We start from the raw sequence: 13,069 nt of genomic DNA, 5'->3' as shown, positions 1-13,069 counted from the left end.
TGTGCTTACCCGTTGCGCGCCAGGGCCAGGCGCACCTGGCGGCCGATCGCCTCGCCCGCCTGCAGCGCGGTGCTTTGGCCGCCGCCGCTGCCGCCGGCCATGTTGATGGTGACGTTGACGGTGCGGCTGCCACCGCCCATGCCCACGCCGTTTGGCAGCACCGTGCCGGCGCGGCGCGGCACCACGATCTCGGGCCCGCGCTCGCCCACCAGGTACGGGCGCCCGGCCGTCATGGGGCCGCCGTCGGCGCGGGTGCCCAATGAGCCGAACCACTTGAACAGGTCGCCAGCCGCGCCGCCGATCTGGCCCGTCTTGCCGTAGTCGCCACCCAGCAACCACTTGCCGAGCTGTGCGGCGGCCGCCTGTGCGGCCATACGGCGCAGCATATCGACCCAGATGCGCCCAATGCTTGCCGTGTTGCCTTCCATCACCTTCAGAATGCTGTCGCCCAGCGCGTCCTGGATGTTCTTCCCGGCTTCTGCCGCGAAGGTGTTGATCTCGGCCAGCGGTTTCTTCAGCTCGGCCAGCTTGTCGCTCAGCGCCTGGATGGCGGCTTCCAGCTCCGGGCTGTCGATGCCTACGTTGCGCAGCTTGAACAGTTCATCCAGCGCGGCCGATATCTCGCGGATCTGCGCCACCGGTGTGGCGGCCATCGCGGCCAGCGCGTCGGCGTAGGCCTTGGTGGGCCCGGGGTCCGGCACGGGGGCGTTGGTCAGCGCCTCGATCTCCGCCCGCACCTTGGCGATGGCCTGCACCACCACGGGGTCGCCGCGTGTCTCACGCTGCAGTTCAAACAGGCCCGACAGCGCCAGGTTCAGTTCGCGCAGCTTGTTGGCATCAGTGGCTTCCATCGCGCGCAGCGCGGCGATGGTGGCCTGATCGAAGCTGTTGCTGACGAATGAACGCTCACGCGCCGCGCCGCCGGTTTTCTTGGGCGCCTCGGGGATGCCGGGCACGCTGGGCCGGTAAGCATCGCCGTAGTTCTGCGATGGCCTGAAGGCTTGCGCCTGCAGCTTGGCAATGGTCTGCAGGCGGCCGATGCGCTTGTTTTCCAGCTCGGCGCGGCGCGCTTCGCTGATGTCCTGCCGCTGCAGCGCGGCTTCGATCGACTTCAGTTCATTCTGCGCTTGCTGCAGCAGGTCAATGTCTTCGGCGCCGATGCCCAGCAGCTTGCCAACGCCTGCAGCCACTGCGCCCGGCAGGCTCAGGAACCCCAGCGCCTTGACGAACTCCAGCGTCTTATTCTCGGACTGGGTGATTCGGGATATGTAATCGTTCAAAGCCTCCACCAGCGGGCCTGCCACGGCCCGGCCAGCATCGGTGGCGGCCTTCTGCAGCGCGAAGATGTGCTTGTTGAATTCCTCTGCCGCCTTGGCCTGTTCCGTCGTCACCGTGGCATTGAGCTTGCCCGCCTCGGCCAAGTCCTTCAGCAGCGGCGCCACTTCGCGGATGCTCTTGCCGAACAGCTCCTGCACCAGCCGCGCCTTGTTGCCGTCGTCGGCATAGCCGGCCAGCGCCACGGCGGTGCGGCGCAGGGCCTCGGCTGGGTCCAGCTTGCGCAGTTCGGTGGCGTTCAGCCCGATGGCCTGCAGCGCCCGCGCCATGGGGCTGTTGGGGTCGGCCTCGGCCAGCACCTTGTTGAGCTTGACCAGCGCGCTGCCCACGGTGTCCATCGTGGTGCCGGTGCGCGCGGCAATGTCTTCCAGCGCGCTGATGTTCTCGATGCTGGCGCCGGTGGCATCGCTCAAGTCGTTCAGCGCGTCCACCCCGTCGATGGTGCTGCGCAAGAATTGCGTGATGCCGGCGATCGAGATGGCTCCGCCCAGCGCCGCGCCCACGCTGGCGGCCAGCGCCGACATGCGGGCATAGCGCGCCTCAATCTGCGCGGCCTGCTTTTCCGCAATGCGGCCGGCCTTGTCCATGCCGGTCTGCAGTGACGCAAGCTGCGCCACCAGGTCAATGCTGAGCGTTGCCAGTGCCATGCGGCTGGTCCTTTTCGTCTGCCTTGCGGTGGGCCTTGATCAGCGCCAGGCGCTGCATCAGCCCTTCGGCGTCGTCCACGCCCAGCCAGCCGCACACCAGTGGCAGGCCGGCCCAATCGATGCCGCCCATGCCGTTGGCCAGCAGGTTGAACACCTTGAAGGCCAGCAGGTCTTCAGCGCCGGCGCGCGGCAGGTCATCGCCTTCATACTCGACACCGGGTTCTAGGTCGAGGATGCCTGCGAGTTTTTTGCCACGTCCGCCTTGCGCTGCAGGTAGACGGTGACGGTCTGCGCCATGGCCTGCGACACCGCGGCCACATCCTCGGCATGGTCGGCCGCGTAGGCGGCCCACAGGTCGCGGTGGAAGGGCACCGCGTCACTGCCGCCAATGCCCGCGCCCAGCAGGTCAGCCTCAGTGAAGCCTTCCCACCCGCAGGCGTACTGGGTGACGTGCTCCAGCCCCACGCCGCCCATCAGGCGCGGCAATTCCACCTCGGGCGGGCGGCGGTACTGCAGCTTCTTGCCGCCGCCCAGCTCGGCCCAGGCTTCGCGCTGCGCGGCCATGCGGGCCAGCAGCGCCTGCACCTCGGTGGCCACGTCAGGCGGCCAGCTTCAGCACAAAGCCCTTGGCCGTGAAGTCAAGGCTGCCGGTGCCAACCGCGCCCACCTGCACGCTTTCACCCGGCAGGCTGGGCTCACCGTAAAAGATGCGCACGGCGCCGTTGGGCAGCGTGATGCGCACCACCACCGCGCCTTGGCTCTGCACGGCGGCTTCCAGCAGCTGCATGGCCGCGCTGGGCGTGTCCTGCGCGATGACCTCGCACGACACGTTGCTCACCGGCAGCAGGCCCTGCTCTTCCTTCTTCACGATGTCGATCAGCGTCGTCACGTCCAGCTTGTCGGCCGCGCCGCCGCCGATGTCATAGGCGGTCGATTCAGCCAGCGTGGCCCAGGTGGCCACCGGCGTGAAGCTGCCCGACGTGAAGGCGGTAAAGTTGGTGGTGTTCAGGCCCTGCAGCTCGAAGGTGTTTGCCGCCTGGTTCTTGACCCGGCAGGCCTGCCCCTCCAGCTGGGCCATGCCGCCCACGCTGCTGAAGTAGCCCACGGTGTCGTTGGCCATGCCGTGTGCGGCGCTGGTGGCCACGCCGGGGTTGGCCAGGGTGACGGCGGTCACCGTCTTGGGTGCCGCGTAGGTTGCCGCAATCTCGATCTTGACGTTGCGGCCTTTGACGTTTGCCATGATGGCTTCCTTTCAGTGAATGGCCACAAGGCCGGTTGCGGTGAGAAAAGCAGCGGGGCCGCCCGTCTTGCAACGTGGCGGCCCCGCGGGGGTGGTGTACAGGCGTCTGCAGTGGCTACACGGCCCACCAGTCAAAGCTCAGCGTGGTGCCGTCCTTGCCCACCTCGGGGTCGTGCGTAGTGGTGCGGCCCAGCAGCGCGCAGCCGCGGGCAGATGGGGCCAGCGCGGCGGCAGCCACCACCGCGTCGGCCACGGCATCCGCCGCGGCGGCCGTCTCGGCCCAGCACTGCACATCCAGCGTGGCCTGGTGCGCCAGCAGCGTGCCGTCCAGGCCCAGCGTGGGCGTGTGCTGTGCGGCAAACACCACCAGCGGGAAGGCGCTGCCTTCGGGCACCGCGTTCAGGGCAATGCGGGCACCCACCAGCGCCGTCAGCGGCGCGTGCGCGGCCAGCAGGGCGCGGAAGTCGGTTTCGACGGTCATGGCGCGGGTGCCTTGGGTTTGTTCAGCTTGGCAATCTGCGGGCCGATGGCGTGCTTGAAGACCTGCAGCGCCTCATTCAAGCGCTGGGCCCCAGCCTGCAGGAAGTTGCTGCCGCGCATGTGCTTGGCGCCAAACTCCAGCCAGCGCCAGTAAAACGGGTCATTCGGGTTGCGGGCGCCACGCTGGCCGCGCTTGGAAGGCCGCACGTTCACGAAAACGCCCACATCGCCCTTGCGCCGCGCGATCTTGCTGGTGCGCACGCTGATGGCCTTGCGCACGGTGCCGGGCTTGCGCCACCCCTTGCGCACCGGTACGCTGGCGGCGTTGAGCACCGGGGTGTTGGCACGCGCCACGCGCTGCACCACACGCGCCCCAGCCGCCAGCGCATTGCGCAGGGCCCGCACGCGCAGCTTGGGCACGATGCCGGCCAGCGCGGCCTTCAGGTCCGGTATGCCGCGCACCTTGGCGCTAATCATGGCGCGGCCCCGTCGCGGATGCCGGCGCTGCACAGCAGCTCCAGCGTGTGGCGGCCACCGTTCACGTCCACCGGTTCGGCCACGATGGCGTGCGGCACACCCTTCCACAGCACGCGCATGGCGGCCGTCACGCCGGCCCGGTAGCGGATGCGCACGCGCACCTGCGCTTCGCTGTTGATGGCGCCGGCGGCAAAGAACTCACGCCCGCGCAGGGGCTGCACGTTGGCCCACAGCGCCACCACGGTGGCCCAGGTTTCCACGCGCTGGCCCAGGCTGTCCACGCTGGCGTTGGGCGCCTGCAGCGTGATGCGCTGGTCCATCAGCCCGGCGGCGATGTTCACAGGTAGACCCTTTCACCGTCCAGCAGCGCGGCCGTGAAGCGGTTGGGCAGCTCGGCCACCTGCACGCCGGCGGCAAACGCTTCGCGGTGCCGGTACAGCGCGCCGATCTGCAGCTTGATGTATGCCACCACATTGGCCGGCACGTCGGCAGCCGCGGGGCCGTAGCCGGCCGTGAAGCGCACCTTCACCGCATTGGCCACCGCATAGGTGCCGGGCCAGCTGGCGCCGGCAGCCAGCCGCACCAGGGCAGGCGTCACGGCGGCGTCCAGCGTGTAGTTGCCCGGCGCTACGGTCTGCTCGACGTTGGCCACGTCCAGGTACTTGACCGACGTGATGCCCAGCAGGCCAGCCATGGGCAGATCGATGTCATCATCCGGGAATTCATCAAGCCTCAGTTCCCAAGTCTGCGTGATCAGCACGCGGCCCATCTGATGCTCGGCCAGGCGCCGCGCGGCGACGATCAGGCTGGTGATCAGCGCGTCTTCGTCCGTGCTGTCAACGCGCAAGTGCAGCTTGGCTTCGGACAGCGTGATGGGCTCCAGCGCCGGCGCTGTGATCAGGGTCAGGCTCATTGCTGGACCTTCATTGGCTTGGTGAAACACGGGCTAAAGATCGGCCCAGTTGGAGTTGTGCGCACGTTCTTTGCGGATCACACGGTAAGGGAAGTACAGGACACGCCACGGCAGCCACTGCGCGTTTGATCGGTGATCCGGCACGGTCTGCTGGATGCTGGCGTCCGCTCCGATCTCTGGCATCCAGAAGGCGTGCGGAATCCAGAATTTGCCGAGCAACCTGACGCCATCGGCTGGGCGTGCGCAGATGTACCCGCCGTGCTTGAACCAGCGCGGGCCAACAAAGGACCAGCAGTTGCCCCATGTGGCTTTGGGCCATGCCCAGTCGGCCAACAGGACCAGGAGCAGCGCCACACCAAAGCCGGCCAGGCCGATCACCCACGGGATGACCGCCAGCAGCACCAGCACGGCATGAACGGTGCGGCGCAGCATGTTGTCAGGTGTACCGGCAGGGGATGGGATCAGTTGGGCGTAATGATCACGTTGCCATGGTCTATCACGGCGCCAGCAATGCCGCCCATCACGCCGATGCTGGGGTACTTGCCCCGCGTGGTGGAGTCAGTCATCGTCAGCGTTCCCGTAACGCCGCCTGACAGGGACGCAATGACCTGGGTGGGAGTTACCTGTATTGTCAGCGTGCACGACATCCCATCGGTGATGAGCCCTGACAGAGCCTGCGACGTGACGCTGCCAAGCACACCACCCGACGACACATTGCGGTATCGCAGATCGCCGTTTGATCCAGTCCCATCGACTGCGTTTGAGTGGCGAATCTGAATGCCCCATCCAACGAATTTTGTAGACCCGTTTTCAAGGTCCGCGCCTTCGTCGTTGGTGCCCATTGCGAACATTAGACCCCAACGCTTATCTGTCGTTCCGCGCGACACAACCGTAAACGGCACCGTGATCGTGTACCGCTCAGGCATCGCGCCTGCAGGGACAAGCGAACCGATAAGACACCCTCGCGATCCAGACGATGCAGCGGGTGCCCACCTCCAATATCCCGCCGTTGCAGGAGAAGGGACGCCGCGCCCATCGGCGTTATTTGAATCGTTGAACGCTATCCAACCGGACCCAGGCACGCCGGCAGGAAAGTTTGTCCGCAGCAACCCAACCGCGCCAGGAGCGCGGGCCAGGTATCGTGGTGTTTCGACTGCCCATGCGTCCACCGTGCCAGCGGTGAAAGCGTCTATATGGCTTTGTCGCCAGACGCTCCACACGAGAACATACAGCCCCGCAGCCTTTGCCGTGACGGCACAACTGATCGCCTGCGCTTGTAGGCGGTCCAGAACCACCCAATTCACGCCAGCAGCCAGTAGGGCGGCGGCGGTTGCGCCGCTAAAACTGGCGTGCTCACCTGAAGCAAGGATATACCCAATATGCGTGAACCCGGCAGCACGAAACTGCGGCCCGATGGTGCCGTAGGCGCCGACTACGCTGTTGAAGTTGACAAGCGAATACGGCTGCAACCCGTGCAGAGGGTATTCGCGCATCGTTGCCTGAGCGCCCGCCAGCGTTTTCGGCTCTGGAGCATGAGGCACCAGCCCACCAACCGCAGATAGGAACGCATCGAGATCAACCAGGCCGACACTATCCAAGCCGCCGAATGGGTAACAGGCGCTGCCTTTGATCGTTATGGCGCGGGCGGCAGCTTTGGTTATAGCTGTCGCGTTGACAGCCCCGCCATCGGTCCAGGCCGCGCCATTTACTGTAGTGTTCAGAAGGTCTGAATGCGCGTCAATCAGCGCGCCGTCAGTCGTGGTGCGCCAATTGCACCCATCAGGGATGATGGCCGCCGAAGCGCCAGCCATCGCGGCAGCCCTATACGCCCGTGGCGTGTACGACTCGCACTCGTACTGACCAGCGCCATCGTGCGCGATGTAGAAAGTGCCAGCCTCCAGCAGTTGTGCAATTGTTTTTCGATTCCAACCCCCTGACACCAGTGCTCGGGTTGCCGCCACTTCACCGGCCGTCAGCATGTCGTCAAACGACTGCCCGCCATCGGACTCGACAGTCCAGTCACGCGCCAGGCCAAGCGCGATCAGCCGCGCGTTTTCAACCGCGCCGAAGTCATAGAACCCGGGCTTGTAGCCGTTGAACTGGTGAAGCAGCTGGATGGTGGCCACGTTATTCCTTTACGGCGCGCTTGCGCGCCTTCAGTGCCGGCGGCTGTACTGGGGCTTCGGCGGTTGCCTGGGCTTGCACGTACACCGCGCACGCCGCGTCTTCCACAAAGTGCCGCGCAGCGTCTGCGCTGCAGCGCAGCAGGTCGCCCGGCGCAAAGGCGCCAAACACCGAAGACGCGCCGGGCTTGGTGAACTTGATCTGAACCTGCATGGTGTACGGGGCCAGCCTTGCGGCCGGCCCCTCCGGGCTTAGGCCGGCGTCAGGTCACCAGCGCGCACCGCGGCCGGGCGCTCCGTGGCCAGCGCCAGGCGGCGCTCGGCACGGATGGTGATCAGGTTCTTGGTGAAGTTGTCGCTGTCGCTGTCGGACATCTCCACCACCACGCCTTCGCGGTTGTGGATCATGTAGGCCTGGCCGAAGGCGCCCACGGCCACGTTGTCGGCCGTCATGCCGATGCTCTGGATCACCGGCACGCCAAACAAGCGCGGCACACCGCCATCGCTGACGCTGTACAGCTGCTGGCCGGCTGCGGTGGTCAGCAGCTCGATCTCGATCGTGGCCCAGTCGGCCGGGTTCAGCAGAATGCCGTCAGCCGGGAAGCCAGCCGCCCAGGTGTCGGCCAGCATCTTGCGGATCAGGATCAGCTTCTTGAACGTGGCGCTGATGGCCGTCAACGCGGCATTGGTGTAGCCGTGCGCGGTGAAGTTGCCGCTGTCCAGCACGCCGCTGATGTTGGGCGCCACGCCGTCGCCGGCGCCAAGCTGCGTTTCCACCTTCAGGTTGACGCCGTAGCGCATGCGGGTGTCCACGTAGCTGGCCAGCGCGCTGTTGTCAGCGGCCAGCTGGCGGCTGATCTTGATCCAGTGCGCCACGGTGCTGATGGGCATGTTGACCAGCGTCCAGGTCAGCGCGGATTCAGCCTTCTGCGTACCTTCAGCCGCTTCTGCCGCGCTGTTGGTGAACACGTTTTCGCGCGTGAACTCGATGGCGTTGCTGGCGGTGTTCATGCTGGGCAGGAAGCTCTCCAGCGTCAGCGGCTGGAAGGCGCCGCTCACCACGCCGGGCGCGCGGGCTGGCGCCACGTTGCTGTCGCTGCCGGTGAGCGTGTTCTTCACTTCCACGCGCAGCTTGTTGGTGTGCCCGCCGGCAAAGGCTTCATAGCTCTTGGCCTTGATCAGCTGGGCGCCCCAGCTGTCTTCCTTGGCCTTGGCGCCTTCCACGGGCGTGGCGCGCTGTTCCAACTGCTGGATGCGGTCAGCCAGCACGCGCTGCTCAGTGCCCAGGGTTTCCATTGCCGTCTTGGTGTCGGCGGTGACCTTGCCCAGCGTGGCGATCTCGCCGTCGGCCTTTTCGCTGACGGTCTTGAGCTTGGTTTCGATGCCTTCGCAGGCCTTCAGGATGAGTTCGAGAGACATGATGCTGCTACCTTTCAGGGAATGAAAAAACCGCCCTCGGGCGGCTGTGTTGCGGTTGCGGAATGCGCGCCTATGCGGCCAACGCGGCGAGCCTCATGCGCACGCCAAGCAGCTGCAGTTGTTTCGCCTCGGGTGTGTCGGGTGCAGGCTCCCCCTGCAGTCCCATCACCACCTTGGCGCGGGACACCAGCGCTACGGCGGCCCCTTTGGTGAGGCCGCCTGCATCCCGCAGAAAGCTCTCAAGTTCACGAACGCTGCTGATTTCTTCAATGGCTTCGGCCAGGTCGGCGCTTCCCTTGACGCTGCCCAGGTCAACCCGGGCCGCGGCGTCAGCCGGGAAAACCACCGGGCTAATCTCCACCAGGCTGGACCAGCGCCGGATGACGCGCCCGCCTTCGGTTTCGTCATAGTCGCCCTTTTTCAGAAAGCCGCCGATGCTCAGCCCGTCCAGCGTCTGGTGCTTCATGGCGGCGCGCACTTCGCTGGCCACGTTCAGGCCCGGCGTCAGTTCGCCGGCCACATACAGGCCGTGGTCGTCTTCGCGCACGGTGGTCCACTTGCCGATCGGCATGGTCCATTCGTGGTTGAAGAACATCTTGGGCTTGCCGTTGTTGCGCAGCGTGCTTTCGAACGCGCCGCGCACGATGGTGTCGCCGTAGCTGTCCACCCCGCCGAAGACGCTGGCGTAGCCTTCGAAGCTGCCGCTGTCGCCGTCCATCTTGATGACGGCATCCTGAAGGTTGATGTGCTTGCGCATCAGCATGGTGCGGCTCCTAGTGCGTGAGCAGGTGAATGGCGAGAAACTGCTGCTGCCGCCGGCGCGGCCGGCCGGTTGTTGGCGTCACGCAGCGCGGCCACGATCTCGGCATGGCGGCGCTGGGCTCCGTCTTCCTGCGCGGCCTTGTTGATGGTCATGGCCACCGCGGCGGCCAGGCTCTGCGGATCAGTGTCGGCCACGGGTTCACTGGCCTTGCCAAGCTGGGCCAGCGGCACCAGGTTGGTCTGCGCGGTCAGCGCGTCAGCCTGCGGGCTGGCATCGCGCGGCAGGTTTTCAAGCTGTCGCACTTCGTTGCGGGTGATGTAGCCGTTTTGCAGGCCGGTGGCGTAGAACTGCGCGCGTGCGGCTGGATCACCACGCAGCAGGGCTTCGAAGTTGAATTCCACGCTCATGGTGGCGCGCTGCTGCGATGTCATCACGCGCTTGGTCACCGCCTGCTCGATGCTGACCAGCATCGGCCGCACGGTGAACTTGTGGAAGCCGGCCACGATCTGTTCAATGCCGCTGCCCCAGGTGGTGACGTTGGCGTGGTGCACCAGCACGGGCGGCACGTCAAACCAGCGGCAGATTTCCTCGACGCTGAAGCGCCGCGTCTCCAGCAGCTGCTGGTCTTCGGGGCTGATGCTGAGCTGCTGGTACTTCATGTCCGCTTCTAGCACGTACAGCCGGGCGGTATTGCCGCTGGCCATCTCGGCAAAGCGCAGCTGCAGGGCTTCGCGCTGTTCGGGCTTGAGCACGCGGTCGATCATCAGCACGCCGGTGGGCTTGCCGCTGCTGCCGAATATCTTGGCGGCGCTGGTCTGCGCCTTGGCAGTTTCGTCGGTGGTGGCCCGCATGAATTCGAGCTTCGACAGCCCGGTGGTGCCGTTGCCCAGGCCCTTGAGGTGCAGCACGTTGGCCGCCGCGATGATGGCCAGGTCGCTGTCGATCTGGTACTGGTACACCATGGCGCCATCGTTCAGCACGATGGGCGTCACCTGGTCAGCCGGCATGGGCCACAGCGCGGTGGCTTCGCCGGCGGCGTTGCGTTCGATGCGCGCGTAGGCGTTGCCGCGCAGGTCATGGTTCATCACCATGGCCCGCCAGAATTCGTAAGGCGTCATCCGCGCATTGGGGCTGTTGTGCAGCAAGCCGTACAGGCTGCTGGCGCGGGCCAGTTCCTTCATGCCGTTGCCGGCCTGGGTGTAGGCAAACAGCGGCAGGCTGGCAATGATGCTGGCGCGGCGCTCCACACAGGCCCAGACGGTGCTGATCTGCAGGGCCGCATCGGCGCCGATGTTGGCGGTGTCGGGCACCAGCGCCATGCTGGGGATGCTGGCCTGTGCGCCGGCCCGTTCACCCATCGCGCCGGCGCGGCCAAACCAGCCGCGGATGCTGTCAAGTAGGGCCATTGTCAGCCGATCAGTGGCGAGTTCAGGAACTCGTCCAGGTTGGCAGGCGCGATGTCTGACGCAGCGCTGGCGTATGCCATCACCGCGGCCACCACGATGTCGATCCGGCCCGTGGCCTTGATCTTGTTGAGCTTGCGGTTGCCGGCGGGGTCGCTGTCCGTGACGGCATTGGCGGCGCACATGGTCAGCACGGGGTGCCCGTTGTGGCGCAGCGTGCGGTTCATCACCGCGGTTTCGAAGGCGTCCAGCGCCGGGCTCATGTCCTTGAAGCCTTGGCCGAAGTCCAGCATGGGCGGCAGGTTGATGCCTTCGTCCTCGGCGATCTGCTTGAAGTCCGCCATGCGCCAGCGGTCGGCCGCGATGCTCTGCACGTCAAAGCGCGAGCAGATTTGAGCCACGCGCTGCAGCACATGGCGCTTGCTGATGGCGCGGCCCGGCGTGGTTTCAAGATAGCCCTGCTTGGCCCATGTGGCGTAGTCAACGCGGTCGCGGTTGCAGCGGTCCTGCATGCCTTCCTCGGGCAGCCAGCAGTACGGCAGCACGCTCCACGGGTCGCCTTCGGCGGCGGGCTCCACCAGCAGCACAAAAGCGGTTAAGTCGGTAGTGCTGGAAAGGTCCAGGCCGGCATAGGCACGCCGGCCGCGCAGTTCGTCTTCGGCGTAGTCCTGCTGGCAAGGCTCCCACACGGCAGCGCTCAGCCACGGGTTGATGGCCGCCGTCCACTGGCAGAAGTTGAGCCGGCGCACGATGGCTTCCTTGGCCGGCATGCCGCGGGCTTCGGTCACCTGCTCGCGCAGGTACTGCAGGCCTGGCAGGTTGGCCAGCTGCAGGCTGGGGTTGGCCTTGGGCCAGCAGGCCTCATCGTGCAGCGGGTCTTCGCCTTCGTCCAGGCCGCAGACGTAGCTGAAAAACGCATCGTCCACGCGGCGCGCGGCAGCCACGTCGCAGGCGTAGTCATGGTAGATGCCGCAGGGCGTGGTCTTGCCGGCGCCGCTGTTGGTGATCATGAAGATCAGCGCCTGCCGCCGGCTCTTGGTGCCGGCGCGCATCATCTCCACCACCTGGGCGGTCTTGTGTTCGTGCACTTCGTCGATCAGCGCGATGTGAGGACGCGGGCCGCTCTGGCCATCGTCTGCGCTGATGGGGCGGAACCAGCTGCCGGTTGATCGGTAGCCCAGGTTCCAGACGTTTTCGCCCACGCCGCTGGGCGTCAGGCGGGCGCGCAGTTCAGGGCTTTGCTGGAACATGGCCACCGCATCGCGGAACAGCACCATGGCCTGGTCCTTCTTGGTGGCCGCGGCGTAGACCTCGGCGCGGCTTTCGCCGTCAGCCGTCAGGCCCTTCATGCCTACGCCGGCAGCCAGCGGGCTTTTGCCGCTGCCCTTGCCGGTTTCCACGTAGGCCACGCGGTAGCGGCGCACCCAGTCGGCCAGCTTTTCTTCGTACCGCTGCCAGCCGTACAGGCTGCCCACGATGAACGCCTGCCACGGCTGCAGGATGAATGGCTTGCCTTCGTAGTCGCCGCCGTTGAGGCAGAGCACTTCTTCAAAGAACGCGATGGCGTCCGCCGCCAGCTGCACGCTGAAGCGCAGGCCGCGGTCGGCCGCGGTTTCCAGGTCGGCCAGGTGGCGCCCACAGGAGGCGCGCACATGCGGCCCGGCGATGATGCGCCCAGCCAGCACGTCGTGCGCGTAGGCGGTGGCGCGGTCCAGCGCAGCCTGGCGCCGCGGCGGGCGCCGGCGCTCAGCCTTCGGCGCTTCAGTGGTTGCCGCGGTCATTGAAGAATCGGCCGGTGCCGCCGGCCTGCTGGCCGAACAGATCCTGCTGGGGGTTGACCATCACGCGCGATCGGCTGGCCGGGTCCATCCCGAACTTGCCCATGATCGACTCGGCGCTTTTCTTGGCCGTCAGCTTGGCCACAAACCACTGGCTCAGCATCTGGCTGCCCTTGTGCGAGTGCGCCACGAAGTCGTCTCCACATGTCTCACGCGCCAGGCGGTAGTCGGCCACCGCATCGCACAGGAACTCCAGCGCCAGCACGTCGGCCTCGGTCAGCACCTGCATGCGGCGCAACATCGGCGCCACCTCGGACCACACGGCGGCAGAGCGCGGCGCAAGATGCGCAGGCGGCGCCAGGTCGTTGAGCAGCAGCGGCTCGGGCTCGCCATCGTTGCGGCGGTCCTTGCGGTCGGTACCCGTCACCAGCTTCAGCCCGGACGGCTTGCGTGGCCTGCTCATAGCCCCCCCCTCCCGTTTTGACATTCTG

Annotated in this window: 16 protein-coding genes; all 16 read right to left on the bottom strand. The window is 66.4% G+C overall.

Going from position 1 to position 13,069, the window contains the following annotated elements; all coding sequences use genetic code 11:
- Window positions 1-5: 5 nt before the first annotated feature.
- Window positions 6-1,922, bottom strand: coding sequence for a hypothetical protein (locus tag IPM06_20270; protein ID MBK8772744.1), 1,917 nt, complete (start codon window positions 1,920-1,922; stop codon window positions 6-8).
- Window positions 1,923-1,956: 34 nt separating this feature from the next.
- Window positions 1,957-2,136 carry a hypothetical protein gene (locus IPM06_20265; protein ID MBK8772743.1) on the bottom strand — a complete coding sequence of 60 codons (180 nt, stop codon included), beginning with the start codon at window positions 2,134-2,136 and terminating at the stop codon, window positions 1,957-1,959.
- Window positions 2,137-2,204: 68 nt separating this feature from the next.
- Window positions 2,205-2,579: a hypothetical protein gene (locus IPM06_20260; protein MBK8772742.1), complete on the bottom strand. Its 375-nt coding sequence runs from the start codon at window positions 2,577-2,579 to the stop codon at window positions 2,205-2,207.
- Window position 2,580: 1 nt separating this feature from the next.
- The gene (locus tag IPM06_20255; protein ID MBK8772741.1) at window positions 2,581-3,222 is read right to left on the bottom strand and encodes a hypothetical protein; all 642 of its coding nucleotides are present in this window, start codon (window positions 3,220-3,222) and stop codon (window positions 2,581-2,583) included.
- A gap of 115 nt (window positions 3,223-3,337) precedes the next feature.
- The gene (locus IPM06_20250) at window positions 3,338-3,703 is read right to left on the bottom strand and encodes a DUF3168 domain-containing protein (protein MBK8772740.1); all 366 of its coding nucleotides are present in this window, start codon (window positions 3,701-3,703) and stop codon (window positions 3,338-3,340) included.
- Window positions 3,700-4,179: an HK97 gp10 family phage protein gene (locus IPM06_20245; protein MBK8772739.1), complete on the bottom strand. Its 480-nt coding sequence runs from the start codon at window positions 4,177-4,179 to the stop codon at window positions 3,700-3,702. Before IPM06_20245 ends, IPM06_20250 begins: the two co-directional genes overlap by 4 nt.
- Window positions 4,176-4,520 carry a phage head closure protein gene (locus IPM06_20240; GenBank protein MBK8772738.1) on the bottom strand — a complete coding sequence of 115 codons (345 nt, stop codon included), beginning with the start codon at window positions 4,518-4,520 and terminating at the stop codon, window positions 4,176-4,178. The genes IPM06_20245 and IPM06_20240 overlap by 4 nt, the downstream gene beginning before the upstream one ends.
- On the bottom strand, window positions 4,517-5,092 hold the full coding sequence (locus tag IPM06_20235) for a phage head-tail connector protein (GenBank protein MBK8772737.1): 576 nt from the start codon (window positions 5,090-5,092) through the stop codon (window positions 4,517-4,519). The genes IPM06_20240 and IPM06_20235 overlap by 4 nt, the downstream gene beginning before the upstream one ends.
- 33 nt (window positions 5,093-5,125) lie before the next feature.
- Window positions 5,126-5,524, bottom strand: coding sequence for a hypothetical protein (locus IPM06_20230; protein MBK8772736.1), 399 nt, complete (start codon window positions 5,522-5,524; stop codon window positions 5,126-5,128).
- Window positions 5,525-5,553: 29 nt separating this feature from the next.
- Window positions 5,554-7,218: a hypothetical protein gene (locus tag IPM06_20225; GenBank protein ID MBK8772735.1), complete on the bottom strand. Its 1,665-nt coding sequence runs from the start codon at window positions 7,216-7,218 to the stop codon at window positions 5,554-5,556.
- 1 nt (window position 7,219) lies between these two features.
- Window positions 7,220-7,429: a hypothetical protein gene (locus tag IPM06_20220; GenBank protein ID MBK8772734.1), complete on the bottom strand. Its 210-nt coding sequence runs from the start codon at window positions 7,427-7,429 to the stop codon at window positions 7,220-7,222.
- A 38-nt stretch (window positions 7,430-7,467) separates the two neighbouring features.
- Window positions 7,468-8,634, bottom strand: a complete 1,167-nt coding sequence (locus IPM06_20215; protein MBK8772733.1) for a phage major capsid protein — start codon at window positions 8,632-8,634, stop codon at window positions 7,468-7,470.
- Window positions 8,635-8,704: 70 nt separating this feature from the next.
- The gene (locus IPM06_20210; GenBank protein ID MBK8772732.1) at window positions 8,705-9,397 is read right to left on the bottom strand and encodes an HK97 family phage prohead protease; all 693 of its coding nucleotides are present in this window, start codon (window positions 9,395-9,397) and stop codon (window positions 8,705-8,707) included.
- Window positions 9,391-10,803 (bottom strand): phage portal protein, encoded by a 1,413-nt coding sequence (locus tag IPM06_20205; protein ID MBK8772731.1) that lies wholly within the window; start codon window positions 10,801-10,803, stop codon window positions 9,391-9,393. Before IPM06_20205 ends, IPM06_20210 begins: the two co-directional genes overlap by 7 nt.
- 2 nt (window positions 10,804-10,805) lie before the next feature.
- The gene (locus tag IPM06_20200) at window positions 10,806-12,581 is read right to left on the bottom strand and encodes a terminase large subunit (GenBank protein ID MBK8772730.1); all 1,776 of its coding nucleotides are present in this window, start codon (window positions 12,579-12,581) and stop codon (window positions 10,806-10,808) included.
- Entirely contained in the window at window positions 12,562-13,041 is a 480-nt protein-coding gene (locus IPM06_20195) for a phage terminase small subunit P27 family (protein ID MBK8772729.1), read from the bottom strand. Before IPM06_20195 ends, IPM06_20200 begins: the two co-directional genes overlap by 20 nt.
- Window positions 13,042-13,069 lie beyond the last annotated feature (28 nt).

The organism is Hyphomicrobiales bacterium (genome assembly GCA_016710435.1).
Classification (GTDB): domain Bacteria; phylum Pseudomonadota; class Alphaproteobacteria; order Rhizobiales; family Aestuariivirgaceae; genus Aestuariivirga.
The sequence above is the reverse complement of the archived record's forward strand: the minus strand, read 5'-3'. Positions and strand labels throughout refer to the sequence as shown.